Annotated in this window: 17 protein-coding genes; 10 read left to right on the forward strand and 7 right to left on the reverse strand. The window is 49.1% G+C overall.

What is annotated here, in order from left to right; translation table 11 throughout:
• Window positions 1-38: 38 nt before the first annotated feature.
• The 3 genes from OIK42_RS03335 to OIK42_RS03345 all read right to left on the reverse strand — a co-directional run bounded on the left by OIK42_RS03335 (window position 39) and on the right by OIK42_RS03345 (window position 2,028).
• Window positions 39-515 carry a nuclear transport factor 2 family protein gene (locus OIK42_RS03335; RefSeq protein ID WP_273638367.1) on the reverse strand — a complete coding sequence of 159 codons (477 nt, stop codon included), beginning with the start codon at window positions 513-515 and terminating at the stop codon, window positions 39-41.
• A 26-nt stretch (window positions 516-541) separates the two neighbouring features.
• Window positions 542-706, reverse strand: coding sequence for a hypothetical protein (locus tag OIK42_RS03340; RefSeq protein WP_273638368.1), 165 nt, complete (start codon window positions 704-706; stop codon window positions 542-544).
• 350 nt (window positions 707-1,056) lie between these two features.
• The gene (locus tag OIK42_RS03345) at window positions 1,057-2,028 is read right to left on the reverse strand and encodes an AraC family transcriptional regulator (RefSeq protein ID WP_273638369.1); all 972 of its coding nucleotides are present in this window, start codon (window positions 2,026-2,028) and stop codon (window positions 1,057-1,059) included.
• A 498-nt stretch (window positions 2,029-2,526) separates the two neighbouring features.
• Here OIK42_RS03345 and OIK42_RS03350 point away from each other — a divergent pair, with 498 nt between their 5' ends.
• The 4 genes from OIK42_RS03350 to OIK42_RS03365 all read left to right on the forward strand — a co-directional run bounded on the left by OIK42_RS03350 (window position 2,527) and on the right by OIK42_RS03365 (window position 6,513).
• Complete coding sequence (locus tag OIK42_RS03350) at window positions 2,527-3,384, forward strand: Rossmann-fold NAD(P)-binding domain-containing protein (RefSeq protein ID WP_273638370.1); 858 nt, start codon at window positions 2,527-2,529, stop codon at window positions 3,382-3,384.
• Window positions 3,385-3,390: 6 nt separating this feature from the next.
• The gene (locus OIK42_RS03355; RefSeq protein WP_273638371.1) at window positions 3,391-3,828 is read left to right on the forward strand and encodes an anthrone oxygenase family protein; all 438 of its coding nucleotides are present in this window, start codon (window positions 3,391-3,393) and stop codon (window positions 3,826-3,828) included.
• Between the two features lie 570 nt (window positions 3,829-4,398).
• Window positions 4,399-5,706, forward strand: coding sequence for a GGDEF domain-containing protein (locus OIK42_RS03360; RefSeq protein WP_273638372.1), 1,308 nt, complete (start codon window positions 4,399-4,401; stop codon window positions 5,704-5,706).
• 90 nt (window positions 5,707-5,796) lie between these two features.
• Window positions 5,797-6,513, forward strand: a complete 717-nt coding sequence (locus OIK42_RS03365; RefSeq protein WP_273638373.1) for a hypothetical protein — start codon at window positions 5,797-5,799, stop codon at window positions 6,511-6,513.
• 51 nt (window positions 6,514-6,564) lie between these two features.
• On the opposite strand, the gene OIK42_RS03370 is transcribed toward OIK42_RS03365, so the two are convergent.
• On the reverse strand, window positions 6,565-7,029 hold the full coding sequence (locus OIK42_RS03370; protein WP_273638374.1) for an Lrp/AsnC family transcriptional regulator: 465 nt from the start codon (window positions 7,027-7,029) through the stop codon (window positions 6,565-6,567).
• A 222-nt stretch (window positions 7,030-7,251) separates the two neighbouring features.
• On the opposite strand from OIK42_RS03370, the gene OIK42_RS03375 reads away from it, so the two are divergent.
• On the forward strand, window positions 7,252-8,091 hold the full coding sequence (locus tag OIK42_RS03375; RefSeq protein ID WP_273638375.1) for a PhzF family protein: 840 nt from the start codon (window positions 7,252-7,254) through the stop codon (window positions 8,089-8,091).
• A 52-nt stretch (window positions 8,092-8,143) separates the two neighbouring features.
• Here OIK42_RS03375 and OIK42_RS03380 read toward each other — a convergent pair whose 3' ends face one another.
• Complete coding sequence (locus OIK42_RS03380) at window positions 8,144-9,406, reverse strand: tryptophan 7-halogenase (protein ID WP_273638376.1); 1,263 nt, start codon at window positions 9,404-9,406, stop codon at window positions 8,144-8,146.
• Entirely contained in the window at window positions 9,403-10,941 is a 1,539-nt protein-coding gene (locus tag OIK42_RS03385; protein ID WP_273638377.1) for a tryptophan halogenase family protein, read from the reverse strand. The genes OIK42_RS03380 and OIK42_RS03385 overlap by 4 nt, the downstream gene beginning before the upstream one ends.
• Before the next feature lie 366 nt (window positions 10,942-11,307).
• Here OIK42_RS03385 and OIK42_RS03390 point away from each other — a divergent pair, with 366 nt between their 5' ends.
• From OIK42_RS03390 to OIK42_RS03410, 5 genes are all read left to right on the forward strand, one after another.
• Window positions 11,308-12,333, forward strand: coding sequence for an EAL domain-containing protein (locus OIK42_RS03390; protein WP_273638378.1), 1,026 nt, complete (start codon window positions 11,308-11,310; stop codon window positions 12,331-12,333).
• Between the two features lie 209 nt (window positions 12,334-12,542).
• Window positions 12,543-12,959, forward strand: coding sequence for a hypothetical protein (locus tag OIK42_RS03395; RefSeq protein WP_273638379.1), 417 nt, complete (start codon window positions 12,543-12,545; stop codon window positions 12,957-12,959).
• On the forward strand, window positions 12,956-13,165 hold the full coding sequence (locus OIK42_RS03400) for a helix-turn-helix transcriptional regulator (protein ID WP_273638380.1): 210 nt from the start codon (window positions 12,956-12,958) through the stop codon (window positions 13,163-13,165). The genes OIK42_RS03395 and OIK42_RS03400 overlap by 4 nt, the downstream gene beginning before the upstream one ends.
• Window positions 13,166-13,178: 13 nt before the next feature.
• Window positions 13,179-13,391 (forward strand): hypothetical protein, encoded by a 213-nt coding sequence (locus OIK42_RS03405; RefSeq protein WP_273638381.1) that lies wholly within the window; start codon window positions 13,179-13,181, stop codon window positions 13,389-13,391.
• 232 nt (window positions 13,392-13,623) lie between these two features.
• Complete coding sequence (locus OIK42_RS03410; RefSeq protein WP_273638382.1) at window positions 13,624-14,070, forward strand: STAS domain-containing protein; 447 nt, start codon at window positions 13,624-13,626, stop codon at window positions 14,068-14,070.
• A gap of 97 nt (window positions 14,071-14,167) precedes the next feature.
• On the opposite strand, the gene OIK42_RS03415 is transcribed toward OIK42_RS03410, so the two are convergent.
• A complete protein-coding gene (locus OIK42_RS03415) occupies window positions 14,168-15,439 on the reverse strand; it encodes a sugar MFS transporter (protein WP_273641390.1) in 1,272 nt (423 codons plus the stop codon).
• Window positions 15,440-15,467: the final 28 nt, after the last annotated feature.

Consider the following 15,467-nt stretch of genomic DNA (forward strand, 5'->3'; position numbering starts at 1 on the left):
AACAGACTGGTTTTTTTGTGCTGGTAAAGCCCGGCTTCTTATAAGCCAAGCTCTGATAAGCCGGGATAATCGTCGGGCCTGCGTCCTAACGGCCAGGTGAAAAGGCGGTCCTTTTCGTTAATGGGCAAATCGTTGAGTGAGGCATAGCGGTTTACCATCAGGCCATGTTCGTTAAACTCCCAGTTCTCGTTGCCGTAAGAACGAAACCAGTTTGATGAGTCGTCGCGCCATTCGTAGGCATATCGCACCGCAATGCGATTGTCACTGAATGCCCAGAGTTCTTTGATCAGGCGATACTCCAGTTCCTTGGCCCACTTGCGTTGCAGAAACTGTCTGGCCTGTTCACGCCCCTGGGTAAATTCGGCACGGTTTCGCCAGCGCGCGTCAACGCTGTATGCCAGAGCTACCCGCTCGGCATCCCGAGAGTTCCAGCCGTCTTCGGCTAAACGTACTTTTTCGGTTGCGCTGGCAAAATCGAAGGGCGGCAGCGGCGGTCGTTGTTGTGGTGTAGTCATAAGTGTATTCCTTGCTGATAATTCAATTAAACCGGCATAACCAATGGCAAGTCAGCTTTGCTATGGGGGCCGGTGGCTGACTGATGTGCCAGGTTTGTGGCACGGATGCGCTGCACTTTGGTTAGCCCTGGTGCCTTTTGCTGTGCTGGCAAAATGCCTATTTTTAGAACGCTAAAAAACACATTGAACATAGCCTTGCTCCCCGCTGGTTGATGTCATTCATTAAGTGAACGAATTTGAACAATTGTTCACTGTAATATTAAAATACACAGAACTGTCTACTTTGCGCAAGGTGTTTTAGCGGTTTTTGGGTTAAAAATAGGTAAGTATTTGTTTAATTTATAAATATACTTATCTGTCTACTTTTGTGCGAAGAGGTAATGTGTAAGCACGGAGCAATAACGGGCGATTTAGTACAGCGAGTATTCAGACCCCGGCAAGTTGGACACCGGCGAACAACCACAGGGCATTTACCGTGCGACAGGCACCAAGCAGGGCGTTATTAGGGTAGGAAAAGGGACGACCGTGTCTAACTGACTGATTACTTTGAGTGATTTTCTTCACTGACGGTGGAGCTTGGCGAGAAACCGATAACGCGTTTGAACGCACGCGAAAAAGCCGCTTCTGACTCGTATCCACAAGACAGCGCCAACTCAATTAACGGTACTTTGCGATTACGTAGCTGATAATGTGCCAGTGTGAGTCGCCATTCGGTAAGGTAACTCTTAGCGCTTTTACCGACGAGTTCAGTAAACCGGGCAGCAAAAGCCGATCGTGACATACAGGCCACGCTGGCCAGACGCTCCACCGTCCAGCGCTTCTCAGGCTGTTGATGAATGGCCCGCAATGTTGCTCCTATGCGCTCATCGCGCATGGCGGCAAACCATCCTTCTTTGGCGAGAGGGGAATGATCCAACCAATGACGAATAAGCTGAATCATCAGTATTTCTGCCAGCCGGGTGATAATAGTTTCACTGCCCGGCACCAGGTTTTGCGCCTCACGCTTTATTAAATCCAGGGTCGACGTCAGCCAGGCCGCGTCACTGTATTCGTCCGGTTGCAGGTATAGGATATACGGCAGTTGCTCCAGTAAGTACTGACCGATTAATGGATCGAAAGACACCACGCCACATATTAATTTGGTTGTATCACCCGGACCGGGAATATCGAGGACTTCAAGGTTTGGCGATAAATGCCTGACGCCAGAATCAAAGAAGGGGATCGTACTGGCGTTAATACCGGACTTTATACAGTGCCCTTTACCATGGGGAATTAATACCAATGAACCTTCTGCCAGCGGAACCTGCTCATCATTATGCGTAATAACGCAGTGACCATTGGTCACGATATGCATCATCAGACGACCGGGCATAGCCGGTAACTCCAGGCCCCAGGGCGCCGACAGCGTTGAAAAACAATATAAACTGTTCAGTGGTTTTAGCTGCTCAATAAAGACTCCAAAGGGATCCTGGTTTTGTGGGAACCGTGGTTGAGAATCGTATGCTTTGGTCATAGTCAGTATGGCGTCTGGTCAGCGTTCAGGGTTGATAATTTTATAATATACGCGGACTTTCTGGCGAAAGTCTAATGCCTGACTCCAACTGTCACATACATTACTTCGATGTTTATTCCGGACGAACGGTCAGGTTATCCGGATTCCGGGATATGTTGCTGAAAGCGTCGCAGGTTTATCCTAGGGCGTGTTGACCTTTGCTGTGCATTTTTGCAGCAGTTTGTGCGTCATTTAGGCAAGGCGGGTGTTTGCAGGTCTAGTGGGCCTAAATCAAAAACACCCAACGCAGTATAAATGACGCACAAGCGCTGCCCGAAGGGGTCGTCATGAAAGCATTTTACTCTTTGTCACAGCCCTTTGACTTAGAACCACTAGGCCTGCAGGGCTGTTTCGCGATTAAAATGCTTTCATATAGACCAAAACTCGTACAGCAAAGGTCAACACGCCCTAATGATATGGAAGCAATTACTGCTGATTATTTAATATTCAGGAGTCACTATGACAACACATCATCAATTATCATGGCGCTATTTGGTGCTCGGGAAGCAGGGTAAAACAGGGCGGCGGGTGTGTCAGCAACTTGAGCGCCTCGGTGCCAGTGTCACGGGCGTATCGAGAACCACAATGCCGGCATTTCATTGGCAAGACAAAACTTTAGTCTGGCAAAACTTATTTGCCGGTTTTGACGCTATCTACATTACCTACCAACCCGATCTGGCGGTACCAATGGCTGCGCAAGACATTGCCAGGCTTACCATTGCTGCGCGTCAGGCGGGAGTTAAGCAACTGGTGCTACTGTCAGGGCGCGGCGAACCCGGCGCCCAGGAAGCTGAGCAGATCCTGGCTCAAAGCGGGCTGCATCACCATGTCATTCGAGCAAGCTGGTTTAATCAGAACTTTAGCGAAGGGTTTATTGCTGAAATGGTTGCTCGTGGCCAGGTAATGCTGCCACAGGGGCATATGCCCGAGCCGTTCATCGACGCCAACGATATTGCCGAAGCTGTGGTGCAGTGTCTGACTAACCCGGCTATAGAACCCGGAATTTACGAGGTTACCGGTCCGCAGTTACTCACGTTCAGTCGGTGCATCGAAATGATTGCGCAACAGCTGGGAAGGCCGGTTGGGTTTTGTGATGTTGAGGTCGACGATTTTTTAGCCGTGCTGAAGGAGCAGGGCGCAACCGACGATGTATTGTGGTTAATGAAAACACTATTCAGCGATGTGCTCGACGGACGCAATAACTACACCACCGACGTGTTGGAACAGCTGCTGGGAAGGCCCGCGACGACCTTTTCTGAGTACGTCAGTAAGGCTTTTGGTCAGCCGTTATCTGCTCTGCCAGCCAGCGTGGAGTAACCTCTCATGTATGAACTGCTATTAATAACGGCGGTAGTTACCATTGCTCTGATCGCAGGTGTGTACCTGGCTTTTTCCGTGATTGTGATGCCAGCGCTCAAACAGGTGGCCGACGAACAAGGCTCGGCAGTGATGCAGATTATTAACCGTGACATTTTAGGTTCAGTGTTTATGTGGTTGTTCTGGGGCTCATCCCTGCTCAGCATAATACTGCTGCTGATGTCACCGCAATGGTTTGTAAAAGTAGCCTGCGTGTTGTACCTGGCAGGCATGACGGGTGTCACCGCTGCTTTCAATGTGCCGCTCAATCAACAACTGGCTGGCGCTACTGCTCATACTCTGCCACTTATCTGGCGACGTTATTTAAAACGTTGGTGCTGGTGGAACCATTGTCGCGCGGTGATTAGCTCAGTGGTGTTCATAATTTTGGTGGTGGCGGGATAAGCGTCGCGGCTTTGCATATTGACGGGCCCGGCGCCCGGGAGCGATACAATGAAAAACTCTGAGTCAGTCTGGCGTATTTCGGCAATCATTTGTTTGGGGTTAATTTGCCTCTGGGTGGGTTGGTCCGACTGGACCTATACACGCCCTCAACTTGACAGGGCGCTATTGCAGCAAAGCATTCGCGATACGATTCGCTTTGCCATACAGTTTTCAGTGCAGTGGATGGTACCGCTCGCGTGTGCAGTGCTGATTGTTAAAAACGTGTTTAAAAGGTAGTCACAAATTCATCTTTTGAGGGGATAACAAGCAGATGAAAACTCTGGCCGCATGTTAGTGTTGGCGGTGTCTGCATCTCCGAATATTCCTCAACTGGGGAGGGGTGAGGCAGTTGCCGGGATTAGCGTCTGGTGGAGCTTCAACCCAACGAACTGTGCCGATAATGCTATTCCATAAGTAATGTAATATATATGTTAATTGTATCCCCTGGCTACTGTCGCTAATATCCGCGGTTGGTTGTAATAAAATGTGCACTACAATTAAGCGTAAAGCTAGCGTGGCGGTATCTGTCTGATGAGTGAAGTAAAGCAAGCTCCTGGTAAAATTAGTGTTGTAGAGTGGTTACTGGCTGTTTTAGCTTGTATATCTGTGGGGTTGCTACTCATCCCCAGCGATTTGATTAGCCGCAACAAAATGCTTTATGCCAAAGATTATCCTGCTCATCTCTACACTGATGCCAGCCAGGGCGGTCAAAGTGAAGCCAGTTGGGTTGATCAGAGCAATCTCAAATGGCAATGTCGCCTCGAAGATAAAACCCTATCTCCCTACTGTAGTATGCAATTGGACGTTGCTGGTTTTTCTGGCCAGGGGCTGGATCTCAGCGATTTTGAAAAAATGACAGTCTGGCTTAATTATTCCGGCAACGCGGAATTTGTTCGCATTTACCTGAGAAACCGCAACCCTAATTACTACCGCCCGGAAGACATTACCTCGACAAAATACAATGTGGTTGAAGTGCCTGTGGTTGAACTTGCCAGCGGGCTTACCATTGAGATGGATACCATTTTTGTTGCCGACTGGTGGTTAAGTTCACGCAAAATCCCCTTGAAATACGCCCATCCGGAGTTTAACGATATTATTTATATTGAGATCCAGACCGGCTCGCAGGTCAGGGATGGCACACATCAACTGCAGTTAGACCGGATAGAATGGAGTGGCGCCTGGATATCCCAGGCTGACTTGTACAAGTTGATTATTGTCGTGTGGATTGTGTGTATCTTCGCGATTTTATTATATCGAATCGTCAGGCTTAACATTCAGCTCAAGCACAATCAGCGGTATCAATCCGAGTTACAATCAATCAATGAACTACTTAACTTCAAGAACAAGAAGTTTGAGGACTTAGCCAATACTGACCAGCTAACCGGATTACTCAATCGTTTAGGCATTCGCGAAGCACTCTATCAGGGCCAGCATAAATGGAAGTCGGAACGACAGCCGTTCTCATTTATCCTTATTGATATCGATCATTTCAAGAAGTTAAATGATACCTTTGGTCATGACGCAGGTGACAGTGTACTGCAGGCTGTGGCTGAGACCTTATCAGGCAATATTCGGCGTACCGACTTCCTCGCCCGATGGGGCGGCGAAGAATTTTTACTGGTGTGCCCGAATACTACGCTTAAAGAAGCGGAAGTCGTTGCCGAACAGTTGCGTCAGAAAGTGGCAGCGATGGAGCATCCTGAGGTAGAGCCGATTACAGCCAGTTTTGGGGTTTCGTCGATGACCGAGCCCGATCTCAAGCTGTTATTTAAAAACGCAGACAATGCGCTTTATCAGGCCAAATCCGCCGGCCGGAATAAGGTCGTATGTAATATCTGATGCCGGGCTGACACTTGTTACTATCGCTTAAGAGCGATCGTTTTTAATTGATGGTTGGTATAAATTACACCGCAACAAGGTCAGTCAGCAGTGTTAACGCTCAGAATCATCGCCGTAATCGCCGCTTTAAATTGTACTGCCGTCGCTAATGCCAGCGACCGGCAGAGCTGTAGTGCTCCCGCCTACCAAAAATATATCGATGCACAATATGCCCGGATAGAAGCAAGAAGTCGCCGCGCACTGGTTACCTCGCGGCGCGATTATGAACGCAGTGTGGAGAATGGTGCCAATGTTTACCGGGTTATTGCTGATTTAAGCCGTCACCTTATTTACAGCGCCCAGTTTGAGCCTGCACAAACCGTTAATAAAAAGATTGCGCTCATTTTTGAACTTGGCAATACCCTAAGCAGAGCACAGCAAATAGCCGGGGAGGTGTTCGATAGTTTTAGCCGTGAATCGCACTCTGTTAGCATCGCGCAGGCCTGGCTTGCCTACCGCCAGGGTAAGCATGCGATGGCGTTTGAGAAACTGTTGAGCTCGATAGATATCACTGACTCAGCGGTTTTAAGCTCGTTTGGGCCAGATTTTAATCTTGTTCGCCAAATGTACCTTGATGGGCATGTCGCGCCCGTTGTTGCCTATATCAGAAAAACGCAGACATTCTGGAAGGGGCAACGTGCAGATGAACAACGTAACGTGTGGCTCAACATGATCAAAGCCGGTTGCCCACTTCAATTTGACTCCGTTGATGTAATAAAAGCGGCAGAACTGGGTATTTCAGTCACAACAAGTCATATAAAGCATTAATACGTAGGCCGTTGGTAGCTGTTTAAGACTGCATGGAAATCCAAGGCAAACTTATTCAGCCTGACCTTTAATATTAATCGGTGGAATGCGCGGCTTAATGACCGATGACTTGACTATCGATGTATTGGTTTCAGCGCAGTCGTGCAATGGCAGCATAACGTCATCGAGTTCAGCAATATCCCGTAACGCAAGCCGTGCAATATAGCAATCTTCACCGGTAACGCGGTCACAAAACATAAAACGGGGCCCTTCGCTGATCAATTTTTCAACTTTACGTAGCTGGCCACTGAGTGGTTTGATGCGCACCAGTGCTTCGATACTATAGCCCAGGGCGCGCAGGTTGAGGTTTACGCCAAAGCTATTAATTACCTGCGTGTTGATCAATGTTTTTATGCGCTCACCCACAGCGGGGCCAGAAATGCCAACCTGCTTGCCGATTTCGCTAAGGCTAAGGCGTGAATTGCGGTTAAGCACCTCCAGAATAGATTTGTCCAGATGATCTAATACTCTTGCCATATCACCGCTTCTTTTAATTCGTTAGCTAATTACTAAAAAATAGCATCAATCAAAATAACAATCGATGTATTTGCCTTTATATAACAGTGATTGTTGTTAGATCCCAATGCTATTATTTATAAAAGATGACACGGTGAGTAGTCGCCCTGAATAGTGCTGTAACGTTCAGGATTGCGCGGTGACAAAGCATATTTTACCGATAACAGATTAAAGGTTTGAGCAATGAATATACAAAAAATAGCGGCATTCAGTGATGGCGAAAAGGGCGGCAATCCGGCCGGTGTCGTGCTGCTTGATTCAGCCCTGGATGAGCAAACCATGGCCGCGGTCGCCGCTGAGGTCGGCTATTCAGAAACGGCGTTTGCTTACCCGCTTACCACCGCCGCCGATACATGGGGGGTACGTTATTTTTCGCCAGAATCTGAAGTGCCCTTTTGCGGTCATGCAACCATAGCCCTGGGGGCAGTACTGGGCAAGGACGTCGGTATTGGCCAGTATAAGCTTGAGATCAATGATGCCAGTATTGGTGTGGTAGCGAAGCAACACGCCAATGGCATTGCTGCTGAACTCACATCGCCAGCGACGAAAAGCCGCTCTGTAACGCAACAGGAGCTGACATCCGTGTTAACACTGTTCGCATTGCAGCCAGACGATTTAGATGAGCGACTGGCACCGGCTTGGATCCATGGCGGGTCGAACCATATCGTACTGGTGCTAAAGTCGAGACAAACGCTGGCGCAAATGCGTTACGACTTGGCTGCTGGAAAAGCGCTTATGGCTGAGCTTGGGTTGGTAACCATCATGCTGGTGGTTATTGAACACGACACCCTGTTTATTGCCCGCAATGCCTTTGCCTCAGGCGGAGTGTTGGAAGATCCTGCAACCGGCGCTGCTGCGGCGGCATTTGCCGGCTATCTGCGTGATCAGCACTGGCCGCATACTGGCAGCTTTACTATAAAACAAGGTGAAGATATGGGCGCGCCATCGTTAATTTATGTTGCCTTAACAGATGAACCGGGTAGCCCTGTCTCGATCTCCGGTTCGACCAGAGCCTTAGTTTAGCCCTCTAAGGCCACAGGTATTATAACAAGCCTTCAGAGCAGGCAATGACTAACTATTGACCAACCGTGTTGGCTGCCCTGGCGAATTGCTGCAAAAATGACGAATAGGCAGGCATGGCTTTAGCGGTGCTGTTTATATGTGCAGTGACTTTTTCAACCAGCGGTAAAATAGTACTGTCAGGATCGTTCGCCAGCGCAATACTGGTGCTGGCCGGTACAATGCCTTTTCCGCACAATAAACAAAACCATTGCCAGCGAGACACGGCATCGGTTTCCATGACCGGTAGTCGCGCACAGTCGGCGAATAACTGCTCCGCCATTACTGGCGGATTGCCTGGCATTAATGCCTGATTAAACGTGCCAAGCTCATCACTATAACGCTGCATATGCGTGTTGTAGGCGGCAGCATTTGCCGGTGCGGCGGCCTGCGCCGGCCATTGCTGAAGCAGTTGTTCGAGACTGGCAACTAAAAAGGTGGTGGGCGGTACAACCGCTGTTAGCGCGGGCAAGTCAATGGTAACGGTATTGTGTTGCCATGTGGCAGACAGCCTTGATAACGGCATGCTGTTGAGCCGGTAGCGAAATTCGTGGTGACCCAGCCATAGCCTTTTTTCGAGCGCCTCTTCGTGCATTAATAATGTTGTGACAGGCTGGGGGGGCGTTGCCGTAAAGGATGCCGGGGTGACCTGTCGCGGCGGCGCGGATGAGTCGGTCAGGTTTATCCACAAATCAATGGTTGGAGCTGAATCTGACTGACGCAAACTGCTCAATTCTATGTCAGCGGCGTTATGCTGATTGACGCCCTGCGCCTTGTTATAGTTTGTAAGTAGTTCGCAGAGTTTGCTGGCATCGCACTGCACGGTGAATTTCATGCTGTCGGCCCATTGCTGCTGCTGGCGCGAGGCGAGATTAAAATGGCCCAACCGGGCTGCCTGTCCGGCAATCGAGAAGTCACTCACCGGACGAGCTGGCTGTTGGGCTTTGAGGCGCAAAACGCCGTGTTCAAATTCGTGTTGATTGGCATTGAGCCCCCACAGGGCTGCACCAATAAAACCATCATCAGCTAACCAGTCGCAGTGCACGCCCCAGCTAAAGCCGCCATTACAGCGAGACAACCACTCAAGGGGCGAACTTTTTAACTGCTGGCAAAGTTTAAGTAGTGTGTCGTCCCATTCACATACCGTGACTGATGAGTCGGCCTGCGTATTAAACGCGTGCACCTGAACACCACTATCTCTTAAATGGCAGTGTAATAGCGCTGCACTCACCTGCAATGCCAGACCATGACCATAAATTCCAACATGGCGAATTGTCATTTGTTATTTGCCCCGTAAAGACTGCGCGACGCTGCCGGGTAGTGCGCGGCGCCATTTTTGGTCACATCAATAGCGTGTTGGTGGGTAGGCATGCTGGCTACCCAATCGTCCAGCTGCGACGCGTCGCGATTCAAACGCTGCGCAATAGCGCCAGACTCTATATGACTAATACGCGGGCTAACCGCTTGTGGCTGCAGGCCTTGTCCCAGGGCCAGGGTTGTCCACGACACCGGCATAAACAAGCCTTGTCGATAGGCATTAAAGTGGCCTGATTCCCTAAACTGTGCGAGCCGCGCTTGCAAAGAATCGGGTAACTCAATGGCTGACATGGCTTGCCAGAACGGCTCTGGCCGCTGATTTTGATAATAATGAAAAATCAGGAAATCGCGTACGCGCTCGTACTCGGTATCGATGTAGTGATTAAAGGCTTCCCTGGCACCCTGACATTGCTCTGTCGCCGGAAAGTACTCAATGAGTTTTTCGATGGCGGCCTGCACCAGGTAGAGGCTGGTTGACTCCAGTGGCTCCAGGAAGCCACTGGATAAACCAATTGCCACACAGTTATGCAGCCAGCTTTTTTTACGTTTACCCGTAACAAATCGCAACTGGCGGGGCATATCGGCACTGTCACCAATAGCGCCAAGGAGTTGCTCACTGGCCTGCTCGTCGGATAACCACTGACTGGCATACACAATGCCATTACCCGTGCGGTGCTGTAATGGAATTTGCCAGCGCCAGCCAGCTTGATGAGCTGCTGACAGGGTGTAAGAGGGAGGATTGTCGATAGCATCTGACGCGGCAGCCTGAGCACTGTCGCAGGGTAGCCAATGTTGCCAGTTTTCGTAACCGCTGGCCAGCGTCTGCTCAATCAGACGGCCGCGAAAGCCGCTGCAATCGATAAATAAATCGCCATGCAATGACTGCCCATTGTCGAGTAACAGCGACGCGATATCGCCACTTGGATGCTGCACAACATCGGTGACCCTGGCGTCAATAAAGCTAACGCCGCGGGCTAAGCTGTAGCGTTTGAGATACGCTGCGTAGAGGCTGGCATCAATATGAAATGCATAGCCGAAATGACTGCGGGCATCGCCGGTATTATCCTGTGGGTAGTTAAAACGGTGAGCGCGGGCGGCCAGTGCAGCGATATTGTAGTTGTCATAATGACCAAGTTTTGCAGCGCCGCCGGCACGCAAGTAATAATGATGAAATTCGACGTCGTTAATCACTTCGCCGCTGTAGCCAAATCCATGACAATAATCGCTGTCTGATTTGCCCCAGCCTTTAAACCGAATAGCCAGTTTATAGGTGGCGCCGACTTCTTTTATAAACGTGTTTTCGTCGATCCCAAGTAGCTCATTAAACTGGCGGATGTGCGGAATTGTGGCTTCACCCACGCCCACAGTGCCGATCTCGGCAGACGCGATTAACGTGATATTGTAGTGTCGCGCAGGAATAAATTTCGCCATTGCCGCAGCGGTCATCCAACCGGCGGTGCCGCCGCCCAGAATGACGATGTTACGTTTTGTGGTCACTACCGGATACCTGTGGTTGTTTTTCTGTGCCACGGGCAAAGACATAACATGTGATTACCCTTAGCTAAATTAACATTAATATTACATTTTGCCAGATAACGCTACCCGATGGGCCGGTAAATGCATTATTGTTTTTAGTAATTGAATAATTTTTTAACACGCCTAAAGGCCCGTAAATTTGCGCCTTACAAGTGAACCTTATCGTCCGATAACAGGTATTGATAGGGGTGGTGGCTCGTAGAGAGCAATATTCAGGAGACTTAGATGTGGTGCGCTGACTGCGAAACAATTGACGATTATTTTTTTAATACAACCTGGTTCTGGTTTTTTATGCCGACCACAGAGTCCGTGACTAAGCTGACGGACATGTGTAAATCATGTGGCTACAGTGCTGAAGTGACTTCCAGTCACTGTGTACGAGTGAAGGTTGCGTTAAGTGATATCAAATCATTTCTTACCCAATTAAATGGTTGTCTGGACGGGCCTGAGTTTGGGCAGGCAAAAGTGACGACAACCGACGAAGACAGCCTTTCTTCAATGGCGGCGATTGGTCGTATGACAACGGCGGAAATCCTGACCCGGCGCTTTCAGGCTAAATGGCTGGTAGATGCCATCCAGAAACATCGCTACGAAAGCTGGTTTCAACCCATTGTGCATGCCAGTGGGGACTTAGATTCGCCATCGGTGTTTGCCCATGAGTCGTTGTTTCGTATTTTTGACGAGAGTGAAACAATGATCCCGCCGGCGTTTGCTTTTTCGCTGGCGGAGCAGGGCGAGTTACTCTTTGCCCTGGATCTCACCGCCCGACGTTCAGCTGTTGAGTATTTTTCCAGAGCGCGACTCGATGGCAAAGTCTTTATAAACTTCAACCCATCGAGTATTTACGATCCTGCCTATTGCCTGCGGGCCACGGCATCGGCAATTTACGATCTGGGATTAAAACCGTCAGATGTGGTGTTTGAGATTGTCGAAACGCACAAAGCCAGCGACATGAACCACCTCAAAGGGATCCTCTCTTTTTATCGTAACAGTGGTTTTGGTGTGGCAATCGATGATATTGGATCGGGCTGGTCTGGTTTAAATCTACTTGAGCAGTTACGGCCTGATTACATTAAAATCGATATGGAGCTGATTACTGGCATCGATCGTAATCCTTACAAGCAAAATATCGTCGAACACCTGATAGAAATCGCCCGCCATAATCGTATTAAAGTGATTGCGGAAGGCATTGAAACCCGCCAGGAAGCAACACTGCTGCAGGCGCTCGGTGCTGACTACCTGCAAGGGTATTATTTCGCAAAACCCAAACCGTTCAGCGACCGGGTGACGGATGCCGAGCGCTCTGAGATTGAGCAGTCGGTTAAGTCGATTGGTGTGAAGCTCGGCGTTTAGTCGTTGTTGTAAAACTGGCTGCGATAAATTGCCGATAGCTTAACTGAATCAACAGGAGATGCGCGACATCTCCTGTTGGACTTCTTTGCTGATAGCCGATAACCCTTCCAACAATATACCAGCATAAAAATGACAAGTAAGCTTTACTTTATGTCATATTTGGCTATATTGTGTAAAGTGTGTTTTACTTTATGGGTGGTTTTATAGACATGAAAATAACTAACAAAACGCCGTGGAGAGAGCAGAACCGGGTAAATCGAAATCGCCTGGCGCTCTGGACCTTACTATGGTTGGTGTCGCTGGCCGCGGTTTATTTCGGCCATCGTTATGTGTGGCAGCAACAGTCAGTAGTAACCGGGCTGATGGTAATGGTTAATATCGTTATTGGCTTTGTCATGATTTGGGCGAACAAAACCATGCTGAACGGCCTTGATGAACTGGAACAGAAAATACAGCTGGCAGCGATGGGGTTGTCACTGGGCACCGGCCTGGTGCTGGGCTTCGCCTATTCTGCCCTCTCTGACACCGGTTTGATCAGCTTCGAGGCGCAAATACCTCACCTGGCGGTATTAATGTCGCTCACTTATCTGGCTGGCACGTTTATCGGGGTGAGAAAATACCAATGAAAAATCGCTTGAAGGTACTGCGAGCTGAGCGGGACTGGACTCAGGCTGACCTGGCTAACCGGCTGGATGTGTCACGACAAACCGTCAATGCGATCGAAAAAGGTAAGTTTGATCCGAGTTTGCCGCTGGCGTTTAAGGCATCGCGTTTGTTTAATTTGAGTATAGAAGAGATATTTCAGGACGACTCAACGTCGTCCGCTGAATAACAGGGGAAAAATAATGAAGAAGTTGGTTAACAATGAATCCCGGACGCAACTGTTGCTTGCTTTGACGTTTGCCGCCTTGATGCTACTGGTGAGCTGCCTGGTGGGTGACCATGAAAATGCCAACACAGTATTGTTAATGCTGATTGGTGCCTACGCCATGGTTATGCACTTACCCGGGATCCGAGCGGGTGATTGCACTGGCAAAACGCAGGGTGACGATGCTTAAACGCCGCTGTAAAGGCAATGGCAGGCTGCCATGTTGTCTGCCTAAGCCCCGACAGGGTAAATAACCAGAATATCCCATAGCAGTTATAGCTGCCTGAGAGTTAAGTATTTTCGTATTTAACTGGCGTTCACCGGGCGTTGCATACAGACATTTTTTGGACGACAACCACGCATAAATCGAAATATCGACTACCCTTACACTACAAATGTCATAGTAGTGAATAAGGATATTTATGCGGACAATATCGAAAGGTTTGGTCTCGCTCAGAGATAATGCTGCGCAAGGCGCAAAGAACCAGAACACTGACGAACAAAGTTGCGGTAAGTGTTACTTGGTTCGTGGTGGTTTATCCACCGATACATCAGATTGTAAAGAATGTTTTTCGGGTACTTCAGCTCGCCCTGATACACTAATATTACCGCGCGTGTGGACCGGCATAAATGCCCGTTCGGTGCTGTTGGCAGTAGAAGATCTCTACATCCAGCCCACGCCGGAAAACAGAATCAATATCGACCTCTCGCGTGTTGAGTATATTGATTCGTCTGGGCTTGGCGCGCTGGTGGGGATTCGTAAAACGATTGCCAAAAAACAAATGACAGTAAGGTTGATTAACGTCGATAAGCATATCCAAGGGCTGTTAGAAACGGCGAATTTCGACCGTTTGTTTGAGATAAACTGAGGCATTGGGCCTTATAGTTAGCTCAGGGTATGGCGTAAAAGCCAAAATGCCCTGCAAAGCAGGGCAAACGGTCATACATAAAATGTATTTTATGCACTTACCAGACGCGTTTTTTGTGCCCCAGTAAAGCGTAATAGCCGATAAAGAGATAGCAAGGCAACATAATCACGTAGGCAAACTGCGATGACATCAGGTCGGATAAGCCACCATAGGTCAGTGGTAATATAGCGCCGCCTGCAATCCCCATGATTAGCACTGCCGAACCTTGTGGCGTGAACTTGCCCAGACCATCAAGAGCGAGTGGCCACAGCGTTGGCCATACCATGGCGTTAGCTAACCCCAGCAGCGCTATCATGGTGACGGTATCCGGTAACACCGGTAAACCACTCCAACCCCACAATACACTGGCAATGGCTGTTGTATCGTTGGCGCCGAACATAATAAACAGCGTGAGTATTAATCCCAGCGTCGCCGAGCCCGCCAGTGCTTGCGGTTGTGTAATAAAACGGGGAATACATATAAGGCCAAGAAAATAGCCAATTACCATTGCTGTCATGGTGTAAGAGGTTAATGAGGTGGCGTTGTCCAGCCCCAGCGACGACCCATACAAACCTATAGTGTCACCAGCGATAACTTCGACACCGACATAACAAAACAAGGCCACCGCGCCTAAAATAAGGTGAGGAAACTGCATAATAGTGCCGGAGACTTTATCGGCAGGGGTGTTGTTGTCGGTAAACTTAATATCCGGCAGATTGATTTTTGCAAGGCCCGCTGCCAGCACTGCCAGCGCAATGGCCATGCCAATATAAGGCTGGATAAGCTGGTTAGACATTTGTTTTAGCTGTTCAAGACGCTCCGCTTCAGGCAACGCAGCCAACGAAAGTTGGTTAACATTGCTAAAATCGCCCAGTACTAATGCGGTAAATAATAACGGGGCAAGCACGCCGGCAAACTTATTAAGCAATCCCATAAACGCAATACGTGCAGCGGCACTCTCCTGCGCCCCCAGATGCACAATGAAGGGGTTCGAAGCGGTTTGCAAAATAGTCAGTCCGGAGCCAACTACAAATTGGGCGAACAAGAATATGGCAAAGGTTTTTGACAACGCCGCGGGAACAAATAGTAAGCAACCGGCGGCAATGAGCAGTAAGCCCAGAACCATGCCTTTTTTGTAGCCCGTTTTCTCAAGAATACGGGCCATAGGCAGCGCCATAACCACATAGGCAACATAAAAGCAGAAGGCGATAAATAACGCTTCAATCTCGCTTAATTCACAAACCATCTGTAAAAAAGGGATAAGCGCGCCGTTCAGCCAGGTAACAAATCCGAAGATAAAAAATAGCAGGCCAATGGTCAGTATAGGCATCAGACTTTGCAGGCCTGTGCGAGGTATG

The organism is Alteromonas gilva (genome assembly GCF_028595265.1).
GTDB lineage: Bacteria > Pseudomonadota > Gammaproteobacteria > Enterobacterales > Alteromonadaceae > Alteromonas > Alteromonas gilva.

Excerpts from the sequence above, each read along its gene's own strand:
- OIK42_RS03335 (WP_273638367.1), bottom strand. The coding sequence starts at position 515 with ATGACTACACCACAACAACGACCGCCGCTGCCGCCCTTCGATTTTGCC.
- OIK42_RS03340 (WP_273638368.1), bottom strand. The coding sequence starts at position 706 with ATGTTCAATGTGTTTTTTAGCGTTCTAAAAATAGGCATTTTGCCAGCA.
- OIK42_RS03345 (WP_273638369.1), bottom strand. The coding sequence starts at position 2,028 with ATGACCAAAGCATACGATTCTCAACCACGGTTCCCACAAAACCAGGAT.
- OIK42_RS03350 (WP_273638370.1), top strand. The coding sequence starts at position 2,527 with ATGACAACACATCATCAATTATCATGGCGCTATTTGGTGCTCGGGAAG.
- OIK42_RS03355 (WP_273638371.1), top strand. The coding sequence starts at position 3,391 with ATGTATGAACTGCTATTAATAACGGCGGTAGTTACCATTGCTCTGATC.
- OIK42_RS03360 (WP_273638372.1), top strand. The coding sequence starts at position 4,399 with ATGAGTGAAGTAAAGCAAGCTCCTGGTAAAATTAGTGTTGTAGAGTGG.
- OIK42_RS03370 (WP_273638374.1), bottom strand. The coding sequence starts at position 7,029 with ATGGCAAGAGTATTAGATCATCTGGACAAATCTATTCTGGAGGTGCTT.
- OIK42_RS03375 (WP_273638375.1), top strand. The coding sequence starts at position 7,252 with ATGAATATACAAAAAATAGCGGCATTCAGTGATGGCGAAAAGGGCGGC.
- OIK42_RS03380 (WP_273638376.1), bottom strand. The coding sequence starts at position 9,406 with ATGACAATTCGCCATGTTGGAATTTATGGTCATGGTCTGGCATTGCAG.
- OIK42_RS03390 (WP_273638378.1), top strand. The coding sequence starts at position 11,308 with ATGTGTAAATCATGTGGCTACAGTGCTGAAGTGACTTCCAGTCACTGT.
- OIK42_RS03395 (WP_273638379.1), top strand. The coding sequence starts at position 12,543 with ATGAAAATAACTAACAAAACGCCGTGGAGAGAGCAGAACCGGGTAAAT.
- OIK42_RS03400 (WP_273638380.1), top strand. The coding sequence starts at position 12,956 with ATGAAAAATCGCTTGAAGGTACTGCGAGCTGAGCGGGACTGGACTCAG.
- OIK42_RS03405 (WP_273638381.1), top strand. The coding sequence starts at position 13,179 with ATGAAGAAGTTGGTTAACAATGAATCCCGGACGCAACTGTTGCTTGCT.
- OIK42_RS03410 (WP_273638382.1), top strand. The coding sequence starts at position 13,624 with ATGCGGACAATATCGAAAGGTTTGGTCTCGCTCAGAGATAATGCTGCG.
- OIK42_RS03415 (WP_273641390.1), bottom strand. The coding sequence starts at position 15,439 with ATGCCTATACTGACCATTGGCCTGCTATTTTTTATCTTCGGATTTGTT.